The sequence below is a fragment of the Pontibacter anaerobius genome, assembly GCF_026241195.1.
Classification (GTDB): domain Bacteria; phylum Bacteroidota; class Bacteroidia; order Cytophagales; family Hymenobacteraceae; genus Pontibacter; species Pontibacter anaerobius.
On sequence record NZ_JAPFQO010000010.1, the window covers coordinates 74449 to 99788 of the forward strand.

Genomic DNA, 25340 nt, shown 5'->3' on the forward strand with positions numbered 1-25340 from the left:
TGCCTTTTCTATTTTAGAAGTATAGATAAATCTTAGTTGCCTGTGGTGCTCATGGTGTCTCCGGCTGTGCCTTCCATAGTTGTGTCTGATACGGATTCATCCATCATCGTGCCGTTGTTCATATCCTCATTTTCCATGCCGTCTACATCGGTCGTTTCTGTTTCGGTTTCTACGCCGGTGGTGTTCTCGGTGCCGCAACTTGTTAGCGATGTGGCAGCCAGCATAGAGCCGGCAAGTATAAATGCATATGTGCGTTTCATAGTTTTCAGTTTTTGTTTAACATGTATGTAAGGTACCTTTTACGCGAAATATCCGGAATTGATAAGATTTATACTTACTCCGGCTGGTTGGCGCAACTGCAGAGCACCTCGCGGGTAGGTGTGGCCAGTTGGTAGTCCGGCAGCGAAGGCTCCTTCATGTAGATAACTTCGAGTTGCCGGATGGGTTGCTGCGGGTGTGCCTCGTTCCAGCGGCGCATCAGGTAGTTGCAATAGTAGGGCCGCATGTACGCGTTGTGGATAAACAGGTAGTTCTCGGAGTACTTGCGCCAGCGGTCGTTCTTGAAGAGCGCCACCACCGAGGCTGGCTTGCTATAGGTAACCTCCTTGCCCTGCTGGTTCAGGTCTATGTTGGTTCCGTTTCGGGTGTAGCCTTCCAGTACGTACCATCCGTCATCTTTAAAAACTGTAGGCGAAAACATGCCCCAGTGTTGGTCCAGGCGCAGCAGGTAACCAAGCCAGCGGCTGCTGTCGGGTATCTTATAGATGGGCAGGTTGGTGCCGCTAAAGTTCCACCAGATGCAGTAGAACAGCGCCACAGCCACAAACCCGTTGCGCATCGGGGCCAGCAGGTGCTTCGGGAACAGTGGTTTGCGCCAGTTTATCTGCACGTTTATACTTACAGGGCTGCTAAGTTTGCCAAAGATATTCTTAAACTGCCCCAGCCGCGGCTTTCGAAAAGAGCCAAGCACGCGCCTGTCGAGCCAATCCATGGCGGGAGAGGGGAGGAGGCCAGCCACAGAGGCAATGTTTATGAGGTAGAAGAGCCCCACAAAAAGCGTCAGGCTGATACCGATATGAAAGCCCACCAATACCGTTACAACCACCATCCGGAAGAAGGTAGTGTAGAATGGGAGGAGTAGCAGGAAGGGAAGCAGCAGCTCTGTGTACCAGGCCGCAAGGGTGAGCACGCGCAGCAGTTCCGGGTAGGGGTAAATAAGGCGCCCCAATGGCATCAGAATCTGGTCGAGGCTGAGGGCATAGTATAAGGCCGTGCCTTCGGTTTGCCATTCAGGGGAGTTCTTGAGCAGCGCCGTGCAGAAGTATACCAACCCCACCTGCAGGATGTAGGCCATGGTGGCTGCGCTGAAGTAGTTGGTTTGATGCGGGGTAATGCCCTGTTGCCGGGCCTGCACGGCATCAGCAGAATAGACCTTGCCCCAAGGCAGAAATATACCCCAGAACAGCAGCATCCGGAGCAGATCGTCGCCGCCCTGCTCTATGAGCGGGTTTCGGTTCTGCAGCGAGAGCAGCAAAAGCCAGGTTATTATGGTGGCAAGGCGGGTTTTGTATCCCAGCAGCAGGCAAAAGGCAAAGGCTGCGGCAAGTATAAACAGCGCCAACTGGAACTGCCAGAGGCCGCTAAGTGCATGAAGTGAGAAAAACTGGGGCAGCCACAGGTGCTGGTGCAGCACATGCAGCGGCAGTACCCCCATGTTGGAGTAATGCGCCTCCATATCGGTGGCCCGGATGGCCAAATCAGTCAGCACGATACCTGCCAGCCAGATCCGCATCAGGGCCAGCGCCCGCAGGTCCACAGTGAAAACTTTTCTGAGGTATAGCTCCAGGTACTTCATGAGCGCAGGTTGTCTTAAAAACAGAAAGGCAAATACCGTGGGGTGTCTGCCTTTCTTCTTATCAGATTAAGCTATTTTATAGTTACATGGTTGTAGTGCCAGTGGTTGTTCCGGTAGTTGTACCTGTGGTAGTACCGGTAGTTGTGCCTGTGGTAGTACCTGTAGTTGTACCTGTAGTAGTGCCGGTCGTGGTTCCTGTAGTTGTGCCGGTGGTAGTTCCAGTGGTAGTGCCAGTGGTCATGCCGGTTGTTGTACCTGTGGTTGTGGTGCCGGTGGTTGTTCCGGTAGTGGTGCCATAGTCATCATCAGTGGTGTCCATGTCATCCATTTCCTCTGTTGTATCCATATCCTCACTATCAGTGGTGGTGTCGGAGGTGGTGCAACCAACAAAAGTGAAGGCGGCAACTGTAAAGGCCGTTGCACAGAAAGTGATTAAGTTCTTTTTCATAGTGTTCAGTGTTTGTTAAAATGAATTCCAAAATTCTAATCTACCTTCTACGAGGTATTTACAAAAAGGTATAAGTGCAGCAGGTAACTGCCGGTGCAAATGCAGCTTTACAATGTTTTTTGGCAACTGTCTGTCATTAAGTGTTTTAAAGAGAGTGGCGTTTGGGTGCTTTAGCGCGCTGTGCCTCCTGTGTGCCTATCCGGTGCAACTTTGGCTTAGGGAGGAGCTGGCAGGTATAACCGGTAGCCAGAGGCACTTTGCCAAACCTTTGCCCGGTTGTGCGGTTGAAAGGAAGTATAAAAAGCGAAGAGCAATGGAAAAGAGTACGCTATATTATGTGCAGGATGCCCTGTGTGGCTGGTGTTACGGTATGAGCCCGGTAATCAGGCGTTTGTTTGAGGAGCATGGGCAGGACTATACTTTCGAGGTGCTGAGCGGTGGCATGATACGCGGCAGCAACGTGCGGCCCATCAGTTGCATGGCCGACTACATTAAGCAAGTGGCGCCACGGCTGGAGGAAACGACAGGCATGAAACTGACCGACACGTACCGCCGCGAGATTCTGGATAAGGGCACGTACATGAGCAACTCAGAGCCGCCGGCCGTAGCCATGGCCATACTTAAAGAACAGTTCCCGGGGCAGCAGGTGCCTTTGGCGGCAGCGATACAGGAGCAGCATTTTGTGGAGGGCAAAGACCTGAACGAAGTAGAAACTTACCTGCCGGTGGTGCACGCCTTCGGAGCCGACGAGGCGGATTTCAGAAAGAAGTTTGAGAGTAAAGAGTACCTGGAGAAGGCGCAGCAGGAGTTTGAGTTGGTGGAGAACTGGGGGATAAACGGGTTCCCGGCCATTATTTGCCAGGTTAAAGAAAAGCTTTACCTCGTGGCGCGTGGCTATCAGCCTTACGAGCAACTGACTGCCACCTTAGAGCGGGTACAGCAGGAGGCTTCGGCAACAGGGGAGTAATTACCTGGCTTCAGCAGCCATCAACCAGTCATAGGCAGATGTCAGGTCCTCGAAAACCGCTACCTCAAAAGGGAAGGCTATTACCTTGTCGTTGTTAACAAAGTGCTCCAGTTGCTTTTCGGCATGGGGGTCGAAGGAGTTGATGAAGGCGAAACGCTTAAGCGGGAGCCTACGGAACTTGTCCATAAACTCTCTCAGCGTCCAACGGGTGTCTTCTAAGGAAATGGGTGGCAGCAGGCGGCGGTCCGAAATGGCGTAAGGTATGCCCATAGACTCCACCAGGTGCAGGAAGTGATGCAATGTTTCGCGGTACTCCTCACTAGTGCACTGCCCATACCACTGGCTAACAATTACCTTATGGGCTGCATAGTATTCTAAATGATGATAGGGTGTAGAGGATAGAACCATAAGCCATCGTTTGGGGGTTCATTTATGTACTTTAATGTTAATTAATTAACTCCTAATATCAAAGGAAGTTCTGTTTTAAAATGTGAATTTTTGGAATATTTTTTTGCACCCGAAACACCTGTTGCAACTTTAAAGCCAAACGCCCCGGCGGCAGACATGAGCTGCCGCCGGGGCGTTTGGCTTTAAGGCATTGTTGCTTTATTTGGTGCGCAGGTTGTTGGCATTGCTGCCGTCCAGCTCACGGGTGTCTTCCTCGTTTTTAGCAGCAACGTTCCCGCCTTCTTCTTTTCCCTCCGGCTCATTGTCCAGAATTTCGCTCTCCTCTTTTTTGACTCCTTTCAGCGGCTCCGGGTTCTCATCGGGCAGGCGCTTACTTTCGTCTGCGTTGGTAATAATATCGTCTTCTTTCGGCGTTCCCATAGGTTTTAACGTTAAAGTTTATACTTGTACTTACTCCCAAAGTCGCTGCATTGTTTGCGCTTAAAAGGTGGCTGCGTGTTAAAAATAATCCGGCTCTCAGCGTTTTACTTTTGCGAGCCCCAATATTTTGCCTTAACTTTGGGCAATTTATACATACCAACCCAATGCCTAAAGACACCTCCATTAAATCCGTTCTCATCATAGGTTCTGGTCCAATCATCATCGGCCAGGCTTGTGAATTTGACTACTCTGGCTCCCAGGCCGCCCGCTCGTTAAGAGAAGAGGGTATAGAGGTAATACTCATCAACTCCAACCCGGCCACCATCATGACTGACCCCGTTACGGCAGATCATGTGTACCTGAAGCCGCTGGAGAAAAAGTATATAATTGAGATCTTAGAGAAGCATAAGATTGACGCCGTGCTGCCTACCATGGGCGGGCAAACAGCCCTGAACCTGGCTATCGACTGCGACAAAGCCGGTATTTGGCAAAAGTACGGCGTCAAAATCATCGGGGTGGACATCAAAGCCATCGAGACCACCGAGGACCGCGAGGAGTTCCGACTGAAAATGCTGGAGCTTGGCGTTAACGTCTGCAAAGGCGAAACGGCCACATCCTTCCTGGAGGGCAAGGAGATTGCCCAGGAAATCGGCTTCCCATTGGTAATTCGCCCTTCGTTTACACTGGGTGGCTACGGTGGCGGCTTCGTGAACACGCCTGAGGAGTTTGACTCCGCCCTTACCCGTGGCCTACACGCAAGCCCTGTACACGAGGTACTCATTGAGCAAAGTATACTTGGCTGGAAAGAGTACGAGCTGGAGTTGCTGCGCGACAACATCGGCAACGTGATCATCATCTGCTCCATCGAGAACTTTGACCCGATGGGCGTGCACACCGGCGACTCCATTACCGTGGCCCCTGCCATGACGCTGCCAGACACGGTGTACCAGCAGATGCGCGATCTGGCCATTAAGATGATGAACGGTATCGGGCAATTTGCTGGTGGCTGTAATGTGCAATTCTCTGTTAACCCTGACGATGATACCATCATCGCTATCGAGATTAACCCACGTGTATCTCGCTCTTCTGCACTTGCTTCTAAAGCTACTGGCTACCCAATCGCAAAGATTGCGGCCAAGCTAGCCATAGGTTATAACCTAGATGAGCTAAAGAACGCCATCACCAAAACCACCTCGGCATACTTTGAGCCGGCCCTGGACTATGTGATCGTGAAGATACCGCGCTGGAACTTCGATAAATTCCCGGGCGTTAACCGCACGCTGGGCCTGCAGATGAAGTCGGTGGGTGAGGTAATGGGTATTGGCCGCACCTTCCAGGAGGCGCTGCAGAAAGCCTGCCAAAGCTTAGAGATCAAGCGTAACGGCATCGGTGCCGACGGCAAGGAGATCACAGACTACGACAAGCTGATCCATGGCATGGCTAACCCAAGTTGGAACCGCCTTTTCAACATAAAAGATGCCATGCGCATCGGTATCCCAACCAGCACCATCCAGAAGCTGACCAAAATCGACCCATGGTTCCTGGCTCAGATTGAGGAGCTGGATATGCTGGAGAAGGAGATCGAGAAGTATAACCTGGCTACCATCCCAACAGAATTGCTGCGCGAGGCGAAGGAAAAAGGCTATGCAGACCGTCAGATTGCCCACCTGCTGCGCTGCCTCGAGAGTGAGGTGTTTAACGTGCGCCAGGAGCTGGGCATGAAGCGTGTGTACAAGATGGTGGATACCTGCGCCGCCGAGTTTGAAGCGAGAACGCCATACTACTATAGTACCTTTGAGGGCGAGAACGAAAGCGTAGCGTCTGATAAGAAAAAGGTGGTGGTGCTGGGCTCCGGCCCGAACCGCATCGGGCAGGGGATCGAGTTCGACTACAGCTGCGTGCACGGTGTGCTGGCGGCCAAAGAAAGCGGCTACGAAACCATCATGATCAACTGTAACCCGGAAACGGTAAGTACGGACTTCGATATTGCCGACAAGCTATACTTTGAGCCGGTGTTCTGGGAGCATATTTATGAGATCATCCTGCACGAGAAACCGGAAGGCGTGATCGTGCAGCTGGGCGGACAGACTGCCCTGAAGCTGGCCGAGAAACTGGATCGCTTCGGCGTGAAAGTGCTGGGCACCAGCTACCAGGCCCTGGATTTGGCCGAGGACCGTGGCTCGTTCTCGTCGCTGCTACGCGACCTGAGCATCCCATACCCGCCGTTTGCCGTGATCGAGACGGCTGAGGAGGCCCTGGAGCTGAGCAAGGAGCTTAAATTCCCGCTGCTGGTGCGTCCAAGCTACGTACTGGGTGGCCAGAACATGAAGATCGTGATCAACGAGAAGGAGCTGGAGGCCCACGTAATCGACCTGCTGAAAGACCACCCAGGCAACAAAGTATTGCTCGACCACTTCCTGGACAATGCCATTGAGGCAGAGGCCGACGCTATCTGTGATGGTGAGGATGTGTACATCTGCGGCATCATGGAGCACATAGAGCCGGCCGGCATCCACTCCGGTGACTCGTACGCCGTGTTACCTCCTTTTGACCTGAGCGAGAATGTAATCAAGCAGATTGAGGAGTACACGAAAAAAATCGCGGTGGCTTTGCAGACAGTAGGTGTGATCAACATCCAGTTTGCCATTAAGAACGAGATTGTTTACATCATTGAGGCCAACCCTCGTGCATCGCGTACCTTCCCGTTCATTGCCAAGGCGTACCGTGAGCCGTACATCAACTACGCTACCAAGATTATGCTGGGCAAGGCGAAGGTGAAGGACTTTAACTTTAAGCCACACAAGGAAGGCTATGCCATTAAGGTGCCGGTGTTCTCTTACAACAAGTTCCCGGAAGTGAACAAGGAGCTAGGCCCAGAGATGAAATCCACCGGTGAGGCCATCTACTTCATCGACGACCTGCACGACGATTACTTCACCAAAGTATACTCCGAGAGGAATCTGTACTTGAGTAAGTAAGAAGTATAAATCTATACTTAAGCCCTTTCCTGTTTTCAGGGAGGGGCTTTTTGTTTTTATAACCTGATTATTCTTGGCCTAACTATGGCTCTTATACGAATAACTCTCTGTGCAAAACAGTGGAAGGAGAGAGTACAGTGCCGGTTCCAACCACCCCTGCCCCTCAGAGCTACGCTCGCTACTTTCGAACTCGCGTTCTCACTAGTCTAAGGAGGGGATTTTTGCAGATGTAAACCCACCCCTAACCCCTCCGAGGAGGGGAATTTACCTCGCCCCAGCCCTCTCCTTTTCTCAAGGGCCCCTACCCCAAAACAGGAGAGGGAGTCCGGTTCATTTTGCATCAGCTTAGGCTATCGAACTGATCCCAGTCTTTCCGTGGGGTAGGGGCCCTCGTATAAAGAGCGCCTTGTGAGATCCGGTGCCCGGAGGGCAGCGCCCTGGCGCAGGAGGGAACACAGCGCGATGCGGGAAGACGAGCCCTCCCGGGCTGGAGGGAGCCAAAGCCAGAGGTGCAACGGTAAGGTTTGCAAGGCTGAGGATGAACAGTCGCTAGTAAGGATAGCTTGTTTCAAGCTACAGAAAGCAGCAGTTATTAAGGTAAAGGTATAAAGTATGGCTCACGCGGATTAGGAAATCCGCGGCAGAGAGGTTCCGGACAGGGATGTCCAGAACAGCGGGAGAGACAAGTATAAAAGTATGGCCAAAGTATAAAGTACGGCTTTCCAAGCCAGTCGAGTCGGAGACTCGACATCATTAAAAGACACGAGTTATAAACTCGCGCCAGCAGTAAGAGGGCCAGCAGGAAGGGATTACAAACTCAACATCATTTTTAGACACAAGTCAGGGGACTTGCGCCGGATGGGATAAACCAATCCAACCATTACCTCCCTTTGCCCGGAACTAACCACCGCAAACCTGCATTAAACAACTATACTCCTTATCTTTGCCGAACCCAGTCAAAACGTCAGGTAACAAAAAGCTGGCAAAAGAGTTGTAACATACCATCGGTACTGTTTTTGCAGTAGGCATGGCATACTTGTTTAAGAAGACTAAATCACGATGAAATTCATATTCACCACGCTGCTCATAATTTTCTTCATCCGTTTGGTGGCCCCCACGCTGTTCAGGTGGCTGCTGGGGATGTTTATCCGGAAGAAAATGCGCAACGGCTCTTTTTTCTACTCCAATATGCACCAGCAGCAGCGCCAGGCACAGCAGCAAAGCCATAGCGACAACGGGCGTGCAAAAGACGGAGTTAAGATCGATTATATACCCGAGCAGCCAAAGCGCAAGACTTTCAACGGCGGCGAGTACGTGGATTATGAAGAAGTAAAATAAAACTGCTATCTTTCAAGCTCTATTTCGGGTTTTTGAAAGATTATGACAACTTCCTTCAACTTTAAGCGCGATGTGCTGCCACATGCCATCGCCGTACTTATTTTCCTTATCCTGACGGCGGTATACTTCTCGCCGGTCCTTTTCCAGGACAAAGGCCTTGCCCAACACGACATTCTGCAGTTTAAGGGCGGGGCCAAAGAAATACAGGATTACCGCGAGCGCACCGGCGAAGAAGCCCTCTGGACCAACTCCATGTTCGGTGGCATGCCGGCTTACCTCATTCAAACCAAGTTTCCCGGCGACTGGTCGGGCTATATCCACAAAATACTGACATTCGACTTGCCGGCCCTGGCGGGTAATATTTTCATTACGCTGATTTGCGCCTACATCCTGTTGGTAGCCATGGGCATGAGCACCTGGCTGGCCATCATTGGAGCGGTGGCTTTCTCCTTCACGTCCTATAACCTCATCATCCTGGAGGCGGGGCATAACACCAAATCACTTACCATTGCCTACATCCCGATGGTACTGGCCGGCCTGATCTATGCGCTGCGCAAGAACCTCTGGGTGGGCGCGGCACTGTTTGCCGTGGGCCTTACCATGAACCTGCACTTCAACCACCTGCAAATGACCTACTACATGCTGCTGCTGGTGCTGGTTTTTGCCGTGGTAGAGATCATCTACGCTGTAAAGCATGGTACTATTGCAGAGCTGCTTAAGCGCGGCATGGTGCTGTTGGTGGCGGCCATACTTGCCGTGGGCGTGAACTTCGGCAGATTGTATACTACTGCGGAGTACAGCGAGTACAGCATCCGGGGTAAGTCTGAACTGACACAGCCAAACAACGGCGACAACGTGGGCAGCGGCCTGGACCGTGAGTATGCCTTTAACTGGAGCTACGGCGTGAGCGAAACCATGACCTTGCTGATACCGGACTTCTACGGAGGCAGCAGCAGTGCTCCGCTCGATACAGATTCTGAAACGTATGAGGCGTTTTTGAAAATGGGAGCTGCACCGGCGCAGGCAGAGCAGTTGGTAAAGCAGGGCCTACCGATGTACTGGGGTGCGCAGCCGATGACGAGCGGACCGGTTTACGTGGGCGCCATCGTGGTGTTCTTGTTTGTACTGGGCCTTTTTATCGTGGATCGCCGCTGGACGAGCTGGCTGGTGGCCGGAACCATACTTTCCATTCTGCTGGCTTGGGGCAAGAACTTTGAGGCATTCAACTACTTCATGTTCGACTATTTCCCGCTCTACAACAAGTTCAGGGCAGTTGCATCGGCTTTGGTTATCGCGCAAATCACGATTCCGTTCCTGGCCATACTTGCGCTGTGGAAACTGATAAACGAGCGTAGCCAGATCAAGGAGCTGGACAAGAAACTGCTCATTTCTGCGGGTATAACGGCGGGCATCAGTTTGCTGGTGTGGCTGTTTGCCGGTACCGCCAGCTTTGTGTCAGCCGCTGACCAGCAGCTGATTCAGGCGCAGTTCCCGATTGACGCTATCCGTGCCGACCGTGAGAGCATGATGCGCTCCGACGCTTTCCGCTCGCTGGTGTTTATACTTCTGGCGGCCGCTTTGCTATACTTCTACGTGAAAAACAAGCTGTCTGCTACGGTGGCCATGGCCGGTGTGGGTATACTTGTGCTTGTGGATTTGTGGTCGGTGGACCAGCGTTACCTGAACAACGGTGACTTTGAGCGCCGTGTGGAGGCCAATTTCTTCCAGCCAACCCCTGCCGACCAGATGATTCTGCAGGATACAGAAGACAAGTCAAGAGGCCTGAGCTACCGCGTGATCAACCTGCCGAATCCGTTTAACGATGCCCGTACGTCCTACTTTCATAAGTCGGTGGGCGGATACCATGGCGCCAAGATGCGCCGTTACCAGGACCTGATCGATCGTCACATCGCACAGAATAACCTGGAGGTGCTGCGCATGCTCAACACCCGCTACGCCATCACCGGAAATCCGAAGCAACCTGTGCAGCGAATTCCGGATGCCCTGGGCAATGCCTGGTTTATAGAGGAGGTGAAGCCGGTGCAATCGCCGGACGAGGAGCTGGAGGCACTGACCATGTTTGATGCCGGTGCTACCGCAGTGGTGGACGTAAACAAATTCCCGGTTGAAAGACGTTACTTCAGCGCAGATGACGCTAACATCAAACTAACAGAATACGAGCCAAACTACCTGAAGTATGAGTATGAGGCTGCCAAAGAAGGGCTGGTGGTGTTCTCGGAGATTTACTACCCGGAAGGATGGCAGGCCTACCTGGACGGTGAGCCAGTGGATCACTTCCGCGCCAACTATGTGCTGCGTGCCATGGAGGTGCCGGAAGGCAAGCACACCATCGAGTTTAAGTTTGCGCCGCAGTCATACTATACAGGCAATACGGTTTCATTGATTTCCTCTATCCTACTGGTGCTGGTAGTGGCCGGGGCCATCTTCTACGCCGTAAAGAAAGAGCCGGTAGAGGAGCCGATCGTGGAGAAAGTGTAATTGGAGTTAGAAGGTTAAAAAGTTAGAGAGTTTAGGAGAGAGTTAATCTTAATCCTGCACATCCTATAGTTCTGTAAATCCTGATTTAGACAATTTATAAAGTTTAGCCCTGGCTGTTGCTGGGGCTTCTTTTTTGGTAACCTTGTAAGTATGGAAGAGGCACCGTTACAGAAGCTGGAGGATAAACTGCTGCAGGAGCAGGGGGTGGAGCTGTGGGTGAAGCGGGAGGACCTGCTGCATCCGCACATCTCGGGCAATAAATGGCGCAAGCTAAAGTATAACCTGCAGGAGGCAAAGAGGCTAGGGCATTATACCTTGCTTACCTTCGGAGGGGCCTACTCCAACCACATCGCAGCCACAGCGGCGGCGGGCAAAGAGTACGGTTTCAAGACCATCGGCATCATCCGGGGCGAGGAGCACCTGCCGCTCAACCCGACGCTCAGCTTCGCCGCGTCCTGCGGCATGGAGCTGCATTACATCAGCCGTGAAAAGTACAGGCAAAAAAGCGAACCCGGCTTTCAGGAAGAGCTACTGCAGACTTTTGGTGAAGTATACCTGCTACCAGAGGGCGGCACCAACCTGCTGGCCGTAAAAGGCTGCGCAGAGATTGTGCAGGACATCGATATACAGTATGACTACATTTGCTGCGCCCTGGGCACTGGTGGCACGTTTGCTGGTATTGTGGCAGGGCTGGCAGGCGAGCACAATGCACTGGGCTTTCCGGCGCTAAAAGGCGGCGAGTTTTTGCAGCAGGAGGTTGAACAGCTGGTGCAGGCCTACAGCGGGCAGCATTACGGCAACTGGCAGCTCATCACCGATTACCATTTTGGGGGCTATGCCAAGGTAAAGCCGGAGCTGCTGGCTTTTATGGATACTTTCGAACAGCAGCACGGCATTCCGCTGGAGCCCATTTACACCGGCAAAATGATGTATGGCCTCTTTGATCTGATCCGGCAGGGTTACTTTGAGAGAGGCAGCCGCATTGTGGCGGTGCATACGGGAGGCCTGCAGGGTAACGCCGGTTTTAAGCAGCGGTTGGGCGTGCGGGGGTAAGTATAAATTGTAGCATAATGTTTGCAATTCCGTATCTGTACCTGAAATCATACTGGCACCGATGCTTTTACTCCGTTTTTTGATCAAGATCTTACCCTGGGTTATACTTATCTCGCTCGGCATTTTCCTGTGGCGCACCGTTGGCGATTACTTCAGCAAACCGGACGAGAGGAAAGAGCCGGAGGTGGTCGTGAACTTCAACACGGTGCTCACTTCTGTGGAAGACTTGGGCCGCATGGAACTGGTGCGTTATAATTTTAAGGATGTGGTAGAGTATGAGAAGAACGTGTCGCGGTGGGTGCCGAACTCGAAGGTGGTACTTATTGTGACTGGCGAGGCCGTGGGCTGCGTGGATTTTACTAAAATAACGCAGGCGGATATCCAATTCCAGGGCGACTCGGTGGTTCAGGTGGCGCTGCCGGAGCCGGAGATCTGCTACTATAAGATAGACCACAGCAAGACCAAAGTCTTCAGCAAAGAAAATACCTACTTTCAGGATGCCGACCTGGTGCAGGAAAGTTATAAGTATGCCGAGGCCAACGTAAAAAAGGCTGCCCTGAGCTCCGGTATACTAGACCAGACGAAGGTAAACGCTGAAAAGGTACTCAAGCCGATTTTAGAGGAAGTAACCGGCCGCCGCGTGGTGCTGGTGCCGCAGCGCAGAATCCAGAACCCGGAGATGGGGCCGAAGCGGTAGGGAATATTATCTAGCTAACGTAATGGGCTTTGCGGTGGCGTAGCTATCGTAAAGGTGTTGTTGGAAAAAGTTATTATTTTATAAAGCCATTCTTCTTACTGCCTGCTTTACTCTTAGACCTTTTGAAAGTATTCATAAGTCAGCTACAGCTTAAAAGTATAATCTTCTATAATAACGGGTTTCGCTAAATCATTTATCCCATACTGATAGGATTGAATACTGTAAATTAGCTTAATAGAATCTCCTTCCAAAGTATTGTCAAAGCTGCCAATAAAACCCTTGAGCAGCCTTGGATTATCCAACGCCACACTATCTAAAAGCTTCTTCTGCAACTGTAACTCTTCATTGTAAACCTGTACATCCATATTAGTGATAAGCAGTACTTTGTCTCTGTATTTCTTAACATGAAAAACTTTTCCTTTCAGTTTACCATGAGTATGTTCCCCATCGAAGTCAATTTGTTTTAAACTTGACCTGTGTAGCACTTGACCGTTGTCAATGGAAACAGCTAAAAGCTCTTTAGCATAGTTGTTGATGTACAAGATTCGATTTAGAGAGTCAATATCGTAGCTTACCATCGAGTTTAGCTCGAATTGCAGCTCTGGCGGAAACGTTATTTCATTGGTTATTTCCCTTATAACTTCGCCATCTTTTAAGATTTGTATCTCCTTCTTGTAATCTTCTATATCTACTTTAATAGCAGGAAACTCTTGCTTGCATCCGAAGAGAGTTAAGCAGAGAAGAATAAATAATCTAAAGGGTAAAAACTTCAACATGCTTTTAAATTTTCTCCAACTAAGGTATAAACGTAAACATACGTTTATCTGCACTATATCTGGAGTACCTGTTTAAACATAGAGCACAACGCTCAACCAATATACAGAACTTTACCTCTCCTCCAGCCCCTTCAGCGCATCCTGTATCAGGTCGTTCTCATAGCCCTTGCTCATGAGAAAGTAAGTTAGCTTTTGGCGGCGGGCGAAGGGGTTTTTCTCTTTCTCGGTGGCGTTTTTCTTCTCGAGTAGCTGCAGCAGGTGCTGTTCGTAGACTTCGGGATCAATCTCTTTCAGGCCTTGCTTGATGCAGTAGTCGGAGATGCCCTTGCTTTTGAGGCCCTGCATAATCTTGCGGCGGCCCCACTTCTTCAGGCCATACTTGCCGCGCACGTAGCTCTGGGCGTAGCGCTCCTCGTCAATCATTTTCTCCTGGCTCAGGCGCACGATCAGTTCCTCCACATCGTCGGGCTCCAGACCGTAGGAGTAGAGTTTGTCGCGCACCTCCTGCTGCGTGCGGTCCTGGTAGGCGCAGTAGGCGGCGGCTTTTATCAGCGCCTCCTTGGGGGTATAGGTCTTCTTTTTCTTGTCGCGTTCCAAAAGTATAAATCAGCTTTTACTAAGTATAAACAGAGATTAAAGTTAGAAAGTTAAAAAGTTAGAAGGTTAGAAAGTTGAGGACAATATTCGTAGGGCCAGGTCGCGACCTGGCCGAATCGTGTACCTTTTCAATTCTGTGCATCTTTATTGAATCCTGCAAATCCCGATTCAGACAAATTAGCAATCTCCAGCCAAAAGCTGGACCTTTGTAGTGAAAAACATTAAAGATGAAGCTATCAAAAGGAGTGGTATACATGCTGCTGTCGACGTTCTTTTTCGCGTTGATGCAGGTGTGCGTGAAGTGGGTGCCGCATATTCCGGCCGAGGAGATCATTGTGTTCCGGTCATTGGTGTCGCTGGCGATAAGCCTAGTGTTTCTGCGCCGGGCAAACGTGAGCGTGTGGGGCAACAACCGCAAGTGGCTGTTTGCGCGCGGGGCTTTCGGGGCGGTGGCTTTGATCCTGTTCTTCAACGTGCTGCAGAACATACCTTTGGCCACGGCGGCCACCTTGCAATACCTGTCGCCGATTTTCACGGCCATCATGGGCATCTTTATCGTGAAGGAGCGGGTGCGGCTGTGGCAGTGGTTCTTCTTCCTGGTGTCGTTTGCCGGAATCCTGGTGATTGAGGGCGTGGAGACGAACGTGGACAGTTTATACTTGTGGCTGGGTGTGGTGAGTGCCGTGTTCACAGGGGTAGCCTACAGCATCGTGCGCAAGCTCAACGTGCAGGAGCATCCGCTGGTCATCATCTTCTATTTCCCGCTGGTAACGCTGCCGGTGGTGGGCGTTTATACGTTGTTTAACTGGGTGCAGCCCGATGGGTGGGGTTGGGTGATGCTGCTGCTCGTGGGTCTGTTCACGCAGCTGGGGCAGTACTACATGACGCTCTCGTACCAAAACGAGGAGATCTCCAAAGTGGCCAACCTGACGTATATCGGCATTATTTACGCCCTGCTGTTCGGTTTCTTTTTCTTCGGGGAGCTGCTTAACGTCTGGACATACGTGGGTATGGCGCTGGTGCTGCTCGGGGTGATCCTGAACGTGCAGTACAAAAATAAAATCACCAAAAAAGCAACCCTGGCTGCCGGATCAGGCTCTAAGTGAAGAGAGTCGCTATGCCATAAAGTATAAAAAGTATGATTCTGTGCGGATGGTTAGGGCTTTCCTGCGTATCTTTTTAGCTGATATGATTGCTACAAACCCTATAGCACATGCGCCAAACCTTTCTACTTTTGCTGCTGCTCCTTGTGCCTGCCCTAAGTATGGCCGGCATACTGCGTGGCCGCGTAACCGATGAGAACAACAAGGGCCTGCCATTCGCCAGCATCTACATAAAGGAAACTGCCAGCGGCACCGCCACCAATGACCAGGGCCTGTACCAGCTGCAGCTCAGCCCCGGCACCTATACCCTGGAGTTTAAGTATGTGGGTTACCGTGCCCATACCCAAACCGTTACAGTGGGCGAAGCGGTGCAGGAGCTGAACGTGCAGCTGCAACCGGAAGTCCTGAACCTGCAGGAGGTAGTGGTGAAAGCCTCCGACGAAGACCCGGCCTACGCCATCATGCGCAACGCTATCCGCCTGCGCAAATACCACCGCGACGAAGTGAACACCTGGAGCGCCCGCGTGTACATGAAAGGCGTGGCCCGCATGGATAAGGTGCCCTCCAAGATACTAGGCGTGAAGATCGTGGATGTGGACACGGGCATCGTGTACCTGTCGGAGTCGGTGTCGGAGCTGGCGTTTAAGAAGCCCAACAAGATCCACGAGCGCATGATCTCGAGCAAGGTAAGCGGTCAGAAGAAAGGCTTCAGCTTTAACCAGGCCTCCGAGATGAGCATCAGCTTTTACGACCCGCTGCTAAAGGTGGAGGGGCTGAGCGAGCGCGGCTTCGTGTCGCCGCTGGCCAACAACGCTCTCATGTTCTACCGCTTCGAGTACCTGGGTACCTTCCAGGAAGACGGGCGCACCATCAACAAGATAAAAGTAATCCCGCGCCGCAAGCACGATCCGGTTTTCTCGGGTAGCATCTACATCGTGGATGGCAGCTGGCGCATACACAGCACCGACCTCAAGCTTACCAAGGATGCCGGCATCGAGTTCGTGGATTGGATACGTGTGCGGCAGGTGTACGCCCCCGTAACGGAGCAAGTATGGATGCCCGTGTCGCAGCGCTTTACCTTTGAAGCGGCCGGACTGGGCTTTAAGGGTGGCGGCTATGCCATGGGCGTGTACTCCAACTACAAGGTGCAGCCAGCCTACGCCAAGCCGCCGCGGGTGGAGGAGGTAGAGCCAGAACCTGTCGAAGAAACGGAGGCGGTAGCGGCCAGGCCCGCCAAGAAAACAAAGTATAAAGTGGTGGAGCCCGAGGCTGCCGCACCCCCGGCGCAGCCTGTGGTAAGTGAGGAGCTTTTCAGCAAAGAGGTGCTGCTGGTAGAGAAAGAGGCCAACAAACGCGACTCAGCCTATTGGGCCTCAGTCAGGCCGGTGCCGCTTACGCAGGAGGAGGTAGTGGATTACCACAAGAAGGATAGCCTGGAGGTAGTCAAAAACTCCCGCCCTTACCAGGACTCGCTGGACGCGGTGCGCAACAAGCCCTCGTTCGGCAGCTTTTTGCTGGGCGGCTATACTTACTCCAACACCTTCGAGCGCAAGTATTACCGTTTCGACCCGCTGCTGAGCCTGACGGGCGGGCCGAGCGTGCTGCAGTACAACACCGTGGAGGGTGTGGCGGCCGACGTGCGCGTCAACTACCGAAGGAATTTCGAGGACCGCCGCTATTTGCAGGTAGAGCCCGGGGTGCGCTACGGCTTCAGCAACCAGAAGCTCAACGCCAAGCTGCTCGCAAGCTACCAGTACGACCCGATCAGGAACAGCACCATCACCGTGGAGGGCGGCCGCTATATAGCCCAGATCAATTACCTAAACCCGATTTCACCCTTTATAAATACACTTTATACTTTAATTGCCGAGCGGAACTACCTCAAGCTTTACCAGCGCGACTTCGGTCAGGTAAGCTATCGCAGCGAACTCTGGAACGGGCTACGGTTTAATACCTCTGTCAACTACGCGCACCGCATGCCGCTGGAGAACACCGCCGACTTCAGCTTTAAGGACCGGGGAGAGGACGAGCCGAGCCGATTTACCTCCAACGTGCCCGTGAACGCTGAGTTGGACGACGCCTCGTTCACTCCCCACGAAGCCCTGACGGTGACCGCCGCCATAAGTATAAAACCGGGGCAGCGCTACATCTCCCGCCCCGACAACAAGATCAACCTTGGCTCTAAATACCCAACCTTTACGCTAAGCTACCGTGGTGCGATAAAGGCGTTTGGGGGCGATGTAAAGTATAACACGGCGGGTCTAGGTATAAGCGACGAGGTGAGTTTTGGCTTGCTTGGCCGCAGCAAGTATAATGTGCTGGGGTCCTTGTTCTGGGGCAAGGAGGATATGCGCCTGATGGATTACAAGCACTTTAACGGTAACCGTACCCTGGCCGCCGGTACCTACGAGGGCTTCCAACTGCTGGACTACTACCGCTACAGCACCAACAACCGCTACCTGGAGGCGCACTATGAGCATCACTTTAATGGGTTCCTGTTTAACAAGATTCCGCTGTTCCGAAAGCTGAAATGGCAGGAGGTGGTGAGCCTGAACTACCTGAACACGCAGGAGTCGCGGCATTACCTGGAACTGGGGCTGGGCATTGAGCACATCTTTAAGGTGCTGCGCGTGGATTTCGTGACCTCGTTCCAGGAGGGCAACAGGGCCAGAACAGGGGTGCTGATGGGCTTCGGGTTCTAAGGCTGCCGCATACTTCAGTCACTTGATAACCTAATTCGCGCTGAGGTCGTTAAAAATAGCCGAAGAACAAATAGACCAAGAATTATGAAGACATCAGATATATTAAAATCAGGCCTGGCCCTGGCTTTTGCAAGCGTTGTGGGCTTTGGCTGTAGCCAAAGCTCCGAGACAATTGAGGAAGAAAAGGAAATAGGCACCTCGGAGGCGGTTGTGGAGGGTGATGAAGGGGCCGCAAACTTAAGTGAGCCACGCCCAGCCCCCATCGGCGACACAGCCGTCACCGGCGAGCAGGCCGACCAGTTCGGAGACGTAGATCCTAACGTAGACACCGCAGCCCGTAGAATGGAGCGGCTGGATGAGCGGAAAGAAAAAGGCGCAACCACGAATTAAAGAATAAAAGTATAAGCAAAGGCCTCTCCAGCAGCAGTTGGTGAGGCCTTTGCTGTTTAAGGGGACTGTGTTTAGCTATTCTCTAAGCCCGTCAAAGAGGAATAGTTTGCCTGTGTAATCAACCCCCAGCCCCCTTCGAAGGGGGACTTTACCCCACCCCGACCCTCCCCTAAGAACAGGGGAGGGAGTTCTGCTGAAGCTTTGTAGCCAAGGCCGCGACTATCGAGAACTGATCCCAGTCTTTGGGTGGGGGTAGGGGCCCTCGAAAAAGAACGCCTTGTGAGATCCGGTGCCCGAAGGGCAGCGCCCTGGCGCAGGAGGGAACACAGCGCGATGCCCGAAGACGAGCCCTCCCGGGCTAGAGGGAGCCAAAGCCAGAGGTGAAATTTTAGGTTCGTAAGACTGAGGATGAACTGCTGAAAGAAAGGATAGCTTGTGTCAAGTGGCAGAAAGCAGCGGCTATGGAAGTATAAAGTATGGCTCACGCGGACTAGGAAGTCCGCAGCAGAAAGGTTCCGGACAGGGATGTCCGGAACAGCAAGTAGTATAAGTATGGCCTTCCAAGCCAGTCGAGTTTGTAACTCGACATCATTAAAAGACACGAGTTACAAACTCGCGCCAGCAAATAGGAGGCATCATTTAAAAAACTCTAAAACTTTCGGGCGCCAGAAGGGGAGATATAAAGTATAAAATAAAAGTTACTTCACCACAGCCGTAGTCCCCACCGGCGGAATCACCAACCCATCGCCACGCTTCTTGCGGCCCTTCAGGTTAATGTTGTAGATGATCACAGAGATGAAAATGATCAGGTAGGCCGCTATCTTTGTGCCCGTGGTTTCCTCGCCAAAGTATAAAAACGCCATCACGAAGTTTAGGATCGGGTTGATGTACATCAGGATGCCGATGGTGCCGGAGGTCAGCTCTTTCAGAGCGAACAGGTTCAGGAACAGCGGCAGCACCGTGAAACCGGCGCTCAGCAGCCCCACCTGCACAAAGAAGTGCGTATCGAGCTGCGCGTTGCCGCCAGTAAAGAAAGTATAGAACGGTCCGATAAAGATGAAAGCCAGGATCAGCTGCAGCTTCAGGAGCACGATCTTGTCATACGCCTTCAGAAGGCGCTGCGAGATGAGGTAAAACGCATAGCTCAGCGCGATCAGCAAACTGAAAAGCAGGCTGGTTATCTCGCCGCTCCCCACTAGCGCGCAGCTCAGGGCGCTCAGAGCAATGGCCAGCCACTGATTCGGGCGCAACTCCTCCTTCAGCAGCAGAAAGCCGAGTACAGCCGTGAGGATAGGGCAAAGCAGGTAAGAGAACGAGCCCGTCTGGATATCGATATGGTTCACCACGTAGATGAAGGTCAGCCAGTTGGTGGTAAGCAGCACGCCGCCCAGGAAAGTAAATAGCATGAACAGGCGCGACTCGCGGGGAGAGGAAGATTTTACCTGCTCCAGCGTTGCCCGCAACTGCTTGCGGCGGAACAGCAGCGAGATCACCAGCAGCAAGCCCACCGATAGCGCCACCCTAAAGTATAAAATCTGCCCGCTGGGGTAGTCTGCCAGCGCCTTGAGCGGAAACGGGATAAAGCCCCAGATAATAAACGCCGCCAGGCCCGCCGCGTAGTATGGTTTGGTGTTGGTAGTGCCCATCGCTTAATCAGAAAAGTATAAAAGTGCGCAAAGGTAGAGAATTGTTGGTTGTCTGAATCAGGATTTAAAGGATAGTTTTTTGATTTTCAGGATTGCAATTCGTCTGTTTTTCCCCAGCTCTTAAACCCTCTAACTCCTAAACTCCCGAACTTTCTAACTTTCTAACCTTTTAACTTTCTAACTTTAGCCCCCAAGTATAAAACACGCTTCATGCTCACGTTTCAGCAGCTACAAAGTATAACCCAGGGCAAACTGGTGCAGCTCGCGCAACCACTGCCCGTCGTGCATCTGCTCACCGACAGCCGTAAGCTCTCGCAGCCGGCAGGCTCGGTGTTCTTTGCCATCCGGGGCAAGTATAACGACGGCCACAAGTACCTGCCGCAGCTTTATGCGCAGGGTGTGCGGGCTTTTGTGGTAGAGCAGGGCGAGGAGGGGGAGCTGAAAGAACAGTACCCGGAAGCGAATATCCTGCAGGTTAAAAACAGCCTGGAGGAGCTGCAGCGGCTGGCGGCGTGGCACCGGGCACAGTTCAACATTCCGGTGATCGGCATCACGGGCAGCAACGGCAAAACCATCGTGAAAGAGTGGCTGTCGCAGCTGCTGAGCCCCGATGAGCTGGTGGTGAAGAGCCCGCGCAGCTACAACTCGCAGCTGGGGGTGCCCCTGAGCGTGTGGCAGCTGCAGCCCAACCATACCCTGGCCATTTTTGAGGCCGGCATCTCGCAGCCCGGCGAGATGGAGAAACTGCAGCAGGTCATCCGGCCCACCATTGGTATTTTTACCAACCTCGGCAGCGCCCACGACGAGGGCTTTGCCTCGCGGGAGCAGAAGGTGCAGGAGAAGCTGCAGCTGTTCCAGGGCGTGGAGTTGCTTTTTTACGCTTCCGATTACGAGCTGCTGCACCAGGCCGTGCAGGCGCAAAGTATAAAATCCTTCACCTGGAGCCGCCAACACCCGGAGGCCAATCTATACATCAATGCCACCACCACGGCCGGCCATAAAACCATCGTGGTGTATACTTTCGGGGGCGAGAAACAGCGCCTGGCCATTCCGTTCACCGACGAGGCCTCTGTGGAGAACGCGCTGCACTGCCTGGCTGTGCTGCTGCACCGCCGCCTGCCGCTCTCCGAAATACAGGACCGCCTCGACCGCCTGCATCCCGTGGCCATGCGCCTGGAGATGAAGGAGGCCATCAACGGCTGCTACCTCATCGATGACACCTACAACAACGACCTCGCCGGCCTCGCCATCGCCCTGGATTTGCAGGCCAACCAGCCGCAACGGGGGCAGCGCACGCTTATACTTTCCGATGTGTTGGAGTCGGGGCTGCCGGAGGAGCAGTTGTACCGCAAGGTGGCGGAGCTGGTGCAGGCGCACAAGGTGCAGCGGCTCATCGGCATCGGCCCCACCATCAGCAAGTATAAACACCTGTTCTCCCAGGCCGGTTTTTATACTTCCACCGCTGGTTTCCTGCAAGACTTTAAACCAGAGGCATTCCGCAACGAGGTAATTCTGCTGAAGGGCGCGCGTGTGTTCGGGTTCGAGAAGATCGTGCAGACTTTCCAGCAGAAGGTGCACGGCACGGTGCTGGAGGTAAACCTGGATGCCCTGGTGCACAACCTCAACTACTACCGCGCTAAACTCGCCCCGGACACCAAACTGATGGTGATGGTAAAGGCCTTTGCCTATGGCAGCGGCAGCTTCGAGGTGGCCAACCTGCTGCAGTTCCATCGGGTGGATTACCTGGCCGTGGCCTATGTTGATGAAGGCGTGGCCCTGCGCGAGAACGGCATCACGCTGCCCATCATGGTGATGAACCCCTCGCAGGACAGCTTTGTGAAGCTGCGGCAGTACAACCTGGAGCCGGAAATCTACTCGCTGGAGCAGTTGCAGGATTATGTATACTCGCTGGAGCCGGGCACAAAGTATAAAATCCACCTGAAACTGGACACGGGCATGCACCGGCTTGGTTTCGTGCCCGAGGACTTTGAGCACCTTTTCGCGCTTCTGGAGCAAAATCCGCAGCTGCAGGTGGCCAGCGCGTTCAGCCACCTGGCCGGCGCCGACGAGGCCATCCACAACGATTTCTCGCAGCTGCAGATCTCGCGTTTCAGAAGTATGGCGGCTGAGCTGGAGGGGCGGCTGAAGTATAACGTCATCAAGCACATCCTCAACTCAGCGGGCATTGTGCGTTTTCCGGAGCACCAGCTGGGCATGGTGCGCCTGGGCATCGGGCTCTACGGCGTGGAGGCCACTGGCTCAGAGCAGGAGGCGCTGCGGCCGGTCAGCACGCTCAAAACCACCGTGTCGCAGGTTAAAAGTATAAAAGCGGGCGAAACCGTGGGCTATAGCCGCAAAGGCGTTGCGGATGTAGACAAAACCACCGCCACCATCGCCATTGGCTACGCCGACGGCTACGACCGCCGCTTCAGCAACGGGGCGGGGCAGGTGATGATAAACGGCCATCGCTGCCCCATCATCGGCAACGTATGCATGGATATGAGCATGGTAGATGTGACTGGGGTAAATGTAAAGGCCGGCGATACTGCTGTCGTGTTTGGGCCTGAGATCACCCTGGCGGAGTTGGCGCAGCGCATCGGCACCATCCCCTACGAACTGCTCACAAACGTCAGCACACGGGTAAAAAGGGTGTTTTATTCGGAGGAGGGCTGACGGGTTTAATTTGGAGAGAAGAGGAGCAGGGTAAGTGGTTTAGCCCCCTGTCAAGTATGATTTTAACTCCTCCATCTTCAAATTCTGAATTCTTTTGCTTTAAAGTTGAACACCTTGTAACTTGCAGTTGTTTATAAACAGTCTAAATAAAGAGAGGTAACAGGTGCAACACAAAGCAGAAGAGCATAAGGAGCGCAAATCGGTGCGCGAAATGAAGATAGGGGAGCGTGGTGTGATCTGCTGCCTGCAAGACCCTGAAATGGGCCTGAAACTGCTTGAAATGGGTTGTATCCCTGGCACGGAGGTAAAAATGAACAGCCGCGCCCCGCTCGGCGACCCTATCACTATTATTGTAAACAACTATACGCTCTCTCTCCGCTTAGACGAAGCCGAGACGATATTACTCAAGCAGTAGATTTTATACATGCCTGTAGCTACCCAACCTGAGATAAAACCGGCAGCGCGCGTTACGGCCGGGGCGGAGGAGGTGAAGATCGCCCTGATCGGAAATCCTAACTCCGGCAAGACATCGTTATTTAACCAGCTCACTGGCCTTAACCAGAAGGTGGGAAATTTCCCGGGGGTCACAGTTGATAAGAAAACGGGGTATAGCCAGCTGACGCCGTCCATACGCGCCGAGATCATAGACCTGCCGGGCACCTACAGCCTGTACCCTAAGTCGTTGGATGAGCGCGTGATAACCGACCTGCTCTACGACCCAACCTCCAAGCATTTCCCGGATCTCGTTATTGTTACCGCCGACGCTTCTAACCTGAAGCGCAACCTGCTGCTGTTCACGCAGCTGGCCGACCTGCAGTTGCCGGCGGTGCTGGCGCTGAACATGGTGGACGTAGCCGAGCAGGAAGGGGTGAAGATTGACGTAGCGCTGTTGCAGCGTGAACTCGGCGTGCCGGTTATCCCCATGAACGCCCGCAAAGGGATAGGGGTGGCAGCGCTTAAGATCGTGATGACGCAGCAGCTGAGCGCACCGGAGAAGCCTTTTTTTCAGATACCGGCCAATCTGCAGCCGCTGCTGCAAAGTATAAAAGAACGATTTAACCTCAGCAACGATTACCTGGCCCTGCAGTTCGCGCACCAGTACAAGAGCCTGAAGTTCCTGAGTGAGGAAAATGTGGCCTGGCTGGACGAGCAGTTGGAGGCCGTTGGGTTTAAGTCTAACGCGCTGCAGGCCGACGAGACGATAGCCCGCTACACCCGCATCAACGAGCTCCTGCTGGATGCCGTGCGCGTGGAGAAGGCCGAGAAAGACGAGAAGTTCAGCAACCGCCTCGATCAGATTCTGACGCACCGGGTGTTCGGCTACCTCATTTTCTTCGGTATACTTTTCCTGATCTTCCAGGCCATCTTCGCCTGGGCCAGCTACCCCATGGACCTGATTGACGGCGGCATCGCTGGCCTGAATACCTTGATCCAAGAGAACTTCAGCGGCCCGCTGGTGAACCTGCTTACCGAAGGCGTGATAGCCGGTTTAGGAGGGATTTTGGTGTTTGTGCCGCAGATCGCCATCCTTTTCGCGTTTATTGCCGTGCTGGAGGAAACCGGCTACATGGCCCGCGTTACCTTTATGATGGACAAGATCATGCGCAAGTTCGGCCTGAACGGCAAAAGCGTGGTGCCGCTTATCTCGGGCGTGGCCTGCGCCGTGCCTGCCGTCATGTCGGCGCGCACCATCGAGAACTGGAAAGACCGCATGATCACCATCTTCGTGACGCCGCTGATGAGCTGCTCGGCCCGCATCCCGGTGTACACGGTGCTGATTGCCCTGGTGGTGCCCGAGAAATACTACTTCGGCTTTATGAACCTGCAGGGCCTGGTGCTGATGGGCTTATACTTGCTGGGATTTCTGGCGGCCATACTTTCTGCCTTGCTGCTGAAGGTGCTGCTAAAGGCCCGCGAGCGCAGCTACTTCATCATGGAGTTCCCTACTTATAAGATGCCGCGCTGGAAAAATGTGGGCATTACCATTGTGGAGAAAGTAAAGGCATTCGTTTTTGAGGCCGGTAAAGTGATTGTAGCGATCTCGATCATACTTTGGGTGTTGGCCTCCTATGGCCCCGGCAACAATTTTGAAAAGGCCGAGCAGTTGGCGCTCAAAGAAGCACAAGCCGAAAATCTGACAGAAGAACAAACCGAAAACAGGATTGCCTCGCATCAACTGGAATCCTCTTACGCAGGCATTGTTGGCCGCACCATAGAGCCTGTTATCAGGCCCCTGGGTTACGACTGGAAGATAGGCATTGCCCTGCTTACCTCCTTCGCCGCCCGTGAGGTGTTTGTGGGCACCATGTCCACGATTTATAGTATAGGCGAGGAGGAGAACGTAACCACGATCAAGAATAAGCTAATGTCTGAAAAAGATGCCAACGGCGATCCATTCTTTACCCCGGCCCGCAGCTTCTCGCTCATGATCTTCTACCTTTTCGCCATGCAGTGCGTCAGCACCCTGGCCATTGTGCGCCGCGAAACAAAAAGCTGGACTTGGCCCGCTGCCCAGTTGGTTTACATGAGCGGTTTGGCCTATGTGATGGCATTTATTACCTACCAGTTGTTTAGCTAAGGCAAGCAAAGTATAAAACCCAAAACAACAGAAGCCCGGGACAGTTATTTGCCCCGGGCTTCTGTTGTTTTGGATAAAATAAAGACGGCTCTGGCCTCAAAAGTTTTCTGCTATTTTTCTTCCCACCTCATTCTGCTAATACGCAAGCAATTCACAACCGCCTTACCCTCTGTTTTCGTATAATATTTATATGATTATTGCAATTAATAGGT

The 25340-nt window shown here is 52.9% G+C and carries 20 protein-coding genes; 12 read left to right on the forward strand and 8 right to left on the reverse strand.

Going from position 1 to position 25340, the window contains the following annotated elements:
• Positions 1–32: 32 nt before the first annotated feature.
• The 3 genes from OO017_RS15190 to OO017_RS15200 form a co-directional block, all read right to left on the reverse strand.
• Positions 33–260: a hypothetical protein gene (locus OO017_RS15190; protein WP_266053452.1), complete on the reverse strand. Its 228-nt coding sequence runs from the start codon at positions 258–260 to the stop codon at positions 33–35.
• 74 nt (positions 261–334) lie between these two features.
• Complete coding sequence (locus tag OO017_RS15195; RefSeq protein ID WP_266053453.1) at positions 335–1855, reverse strand: HTTM domain-containing protein; 1521 nt, start codon at positions 1853–1855, stop codon at positions 335–337.
• A gap of 82 nt (positions 1856–1937) precedes the next feature.
• Positions 1938–2303, reverse strand: a complete 366-nt coding sequence (locus OO017_RS15200) for a hypothetical protein (RefSeq protein WP_266053454.1) — start codon at positions 2301–2303, stop codon at positions 1938–1940.
• 313 nt (positions 2304–2616) lie between these two features.
• On the opposite strand from OO017_RS15200, the gene OO017_RS15205 reads away from it, so the two are divergent.
• A complete protein-coding gene (locus OO017_RS15205) occupies positions 2617–3270 on the forward strand; it encodes a DsbA family protein (RefSeq protein WP_266053456.1) in 654 nt (217 codons plus the stop codon).
• On the opposite strand, the gene OO017_RS15210 is transcribed toward OO017_RS15205, so the two are convergent.
• Together OO017_RS15210 and OO017_RS15215 are read right to left on the reverse strand one after the other, a co-directional pair.
• Complete coding sequence (locus OO017_RS15210; RefSeq protein WP_266053458.1) at positions 3271–3678, reverse strand: hypothetical protein; 408 nt, start codon at positions 3676–3678, stop codon at positions 3271–3273.
• Positions 3679–3876: 198 nt separating this feature from the next.
• Positions 3877–4098 carry a hypothetical protein gene (locus tag OO017_RS15215; RefSeq protein ID WP_266053460.1) on the reverse strand — a complete coding sequence of 74 codons (222 nt, stop codon included), beginning with the start codon at positions 4096–4098 and terminating at the stop codon, positions 3877–3879.
• A 164-nt stretch (positions 4099–4262) separates the two neighbouring features.
• On the opposite strand from OO017_RS15215, the gene carB reads away from it, so the two are divergent.
• The 5 genes from carB (at position 4263) to OO017_RS15240 (ending at position 12663) form a co-directional block, all read left to right on the forward strand.
• Positions 4263–7076, forward strand: a complete 2814-nt coding sequence (gene carB / locus OO017_RS15220; protein ID WP_266053461.1) for a carbamoyl-phosphate synthase large subunit — start codon at positions 4263–4265, stop codon at positions 7074–7076.
• A 1059-nt stretch (positions 7077–8135) separates the two neighbouring features.
• Positions 8136–8414 (forward strand): DUF4834 family protein, encoded by a 279-nt coding sequence (locus OO017_RS15225; protein ID WP_266053463.1) that lies wholly within the window; start codon positions 8136–8138, stop codon positions 8412–8414.
• A gap of 42 nt (positions 8415–8456) precedes the next feature.
• Entirely contained in the window at positions 8457–10913 is a 2457-nt protein-coding gene (locus OO017_RS15230; RefSeq protein WP_266053464.1) for a YfhO family protein, read from the forward strand.
• A gap of 150 nt (positions 10914–11063) precedes the next feature.
• Positions 11064–11966 carry a 1-aminocyclopropane-1-carboxylate deaminase/D-cysteine desulfhydrase gene (locus OO017_RS15235; protein WP_266053465.1) on the forward strand — a complete coding sequence of 301 codons (903 nt, stop codon included), beginning with the start codon at positions 11064–11066 and terminating at the stop codon, positions 11964–11966.
• Positions 11967–12045: 79 nt separating this feature from the next.
• Entirely contained in the window at positions 12046–12663 is a 618-nt protein-coding gene (locus OO017_RS15240) for a DUF4230 domain-containing protein (protein WP_266053467.1), read from the forward strand.
• Between the two features lie 143 nt (positions 12664–12806).
• On the opposite strand, the gene OO017_RS15245 is transcribed toward OO017_RS15240, so the two are convergent.
• Together OO017_RS15245 and OO017_RS15250 are read right to left on the reverse strand one after the other, a co-directional pair.
• Positions 12807–13439, reverse strand: a complete 633-nt coding sequence (locus OO017_RS15245; protein ID WP_266053468.1) for a hypothetical protein — start codon at positions 13437–13439, stop codon at positions 12807–12809.
• A gap of 111 nt (positions 13440–13550) precedes the next feature.
• Entirely contained in the window at positions 13551–14036 is a 486-nt protein-coding gene (locus tag OO017_RS15250) for a regulatory protein RecX (protein WP_266053469.1), read from the reverse strand.
• Between the two features lie 227 nt (positions 14037–14263).
• Here OO017_RS15250 and OO017_RS15255 point away from each other — a divergent pair, with 227 nt between their 5' ends.
• The 3 genes from OO017_RS15255 (at position 14264) to OO017_RS15265 (ending at position 18231) form a co-directional block, all read left to right on the forward strand.
• Positions 14264–15142, forward strand: a complete 879-nt coding sequence (locus OO017_RS15255) for a DMT family transporter (protein WP_266053470.1) — start codon at positions 14264–14266, stop codon at positions 15140–15142.
• A 107-nt stretch (positions 15143–15249) separates the two neighbouring features.
• A complete protein-coding gene (locus OO017_RS15260) occupies positions 15250–17841 on the forward strand; it encodes a DUF5686 and carboxypeptidase regulatory-like domain-containing protein (protein ID WP_266053471.1) in 2592 nt (863 codons plus the stop codon).
• 84 nt (positions 17842–17925) lie between these two features.
• Positions 17926–18231 (forward strand): hypothetical protein, encoded by a 306-nt coding sequence (locus tag OO017_RS15265; protein WP_266053472.1) that lies wholly within the window; start codon positions 17926–17928, stop codon positions 18229–18231.
• 698 nt (positions 18232–18929) lie between these two features.
• Here OO017_RS15265 and OO017_RS15270 read toward each other — a convergent pair.
• Positions 18930–19877: an EamA family transporter gene (locus OO017_RS15270; protein ID WP_266053473.1), complete on the reverse strand. Its 948-nt coding sequence runs from the start codon at positions 19875–19877 to the stop codon at positions 18930–18932.
• A 210-nt stretch (positions 19878–20087) separates the two neighbouring features.
• Here OO017_RS15270 and OO017_RS15275 point away from each other — a divergent pair, with 210 nt between their 5' ends.
• The 3 genes from OO017_RS15275 (at position 20088) to feoB (ending at position 25128) form a co-directional block, all read left to right on the forward strand.
• Positions 20088–22550 carry a bifunctional UDP-N-acetylmuramoyl-tripeptide:D-alanyl-D-alanine ligase/alanine racemase gene (locus tag OO017_RS15275; protein ID WP_266053474.1) on the forward strand — a complete coding sequence of 821 codons (2463 nt, stop codon included), beginning with the start codon at positions 20088–20090 and terminating at the stop codon, positions 22548–22550.
• A gap of 211 nt (positions 22551–22761) precedes the next feature.
• Positions 22762–22965: a FeoA family protein gene (locus OO017_RS15280; RefSeq protein ID WP_046314082.1), complete on the forward strand. Its 204-nt coding sequence runs from the start codon at positions 22762–22764 to the stop codon at positions 22963–22965.
• Positions 22966–22974: 9 nt separating this feature from the next.
• Positions 22975–25128, forward strand: coding sequence for a ferrous iron transport protein B (gene feoB / locus OO017_RS15285; RefSeq protein ID WP_266053476.1), 2154 nt, complete (start codon positions 22975–22977; stop codon positions 25126–25128).
• The last annotated feature ends 212 nt before the right edge of the window (positions 25129–25340 follow it).

What these genes read in the sequence shown, in the direction of transcription:
- OO017_RS15190 (WP_266053452.1), bottom strand. Translation starts at nt 260, where the DNA reads ATGAAACGCACATATGCATTTATACTTGCCGGCTCTATGCTGGCTGCC.
- OO017_RS15195 (WP_266053453.1), bottom strand. Translation starts at nt 1,855, where the DNA reads ATGAAGTACCTGGAGCTATACCTCAGAAAAGTTTTCACTGTGGACCTG.
- OO017_RS15200 (WP_266053454.1), bottom strand. Translation starts at nt 2,303, where the DNA reads ATGAAAAAGAACTTAATCACTTTCTGTGCAACGGCCTTTACAGTTGCC.
- OO017_RS15205 (WP_266053456.1), top strand. Translation starts at nt 2,617, where the DNA reads ATGGAAAAGAGTACGCTATATTATGTGCAGGATGCCCTGTGTGGCTGG.
- OO017_RS15210 (WP_266053458.1), bottom strand. Translation starts at nt 3,678, where the DNA reads ATGGTTCTATCCTCTACACCCTATCATCATTTAGAATACTATGCAGCC.
- OO017_RS15215 (WP_266053460.1), bottom strand. Translation starts at nt 4,098, where the DNA reads ATGGGAACGCCGAAAGAAGACGATATTATTACCAACGCAGACGAAAGT.
- carB (WP_266053461.1), top strand. Translation starts at nt 4,263, where the DNA reads ATGCCTAAAGACACCTCCATTAAATCCGTTCTCATCATAGGTTCTGGT.
- OO017_RS15225 (WP_266053463.1), top strand. Translation starts at nt 8,136, where the DNA reads ATGAAATTCATATTCACCACGCTGCTCATAATTTTCTTCATCCGTTTG.
- OO017_RS15230 (WP_266053464.1), top strand. Translation starts at nt 8,457, where the DNA reads ATGACAACTTCCTTCAACTTTAAGCGCGATGTGCTGCCACATGCCATC.
- OO017_RS15235 (WP_266053465.1), top strand. Translation starts at nt 11,064, where the DNA reads ATGGAAGAGGCACCGTTACAGAAGCTGGAGGATAAACTGCTGCAGGAG.
- OO017_RS15245 (WP_266053468.1), bottom strand. Translation starts at nt 13,439, where the DNA reads ATGTTGAAGTTTTTACCCTTTAGATTATTTATTCTTCTCTGCTTAACT.
- OO017_RS15255 (WP_266053470.1), top strand. Translation starts at nt 14,264, where the DNA reads ATGAAGCTATCAAAAGGAGTGGTATACATGCTGCTGTCGACGTTCTTT.
- OO017_RS15260 (WP_266053471.1), top strand. Translation starts at nt 15,250, where the DNA reads ATGCGCCAAACCTTTCTACTTTTGCTGCTGCTCCTTGTGCCTGCCCTA.
- OO017_RS15265 (WP_266053472.1), top strand. Translation starts at nt 17,926, where the DNA reads ATGAAGACATCAGATATATTAAAATCAGGCCTGGCCCTGGCTTTTGCA.
- OO017_RS15270 (WP_266053473.1), bottom strand. Translation starts at nt 19,877, where the DNA reads ATGGGCACTACCAACACCAAACCATACTACGCGGCGGGCCTGGCGGCG.
- OO017_RS15275 (WP_266053474.1), top strand. Translation starts at nt 20,088, where the DNA reads ATGCTCACGTTTCAGCAGCTACAAAGTATAACCCAGGGCAAACTGGTG.
- OO017_RS15280 (WP_046314082.1), top strand. Translation starts at nt 22,762, where the DNA reads ATGAAGATAGGGGAGCGTGGTGTGATCTGCTGCCTGCAAGACCCTGAA.
- feoB (WP_266053476.1), top strand. Translation starts at nt 22,975, where the DNA reads ATGCCTGTAGCTACCCAACCTGAGATAAAACCGGCAGCGCGCGTTACG.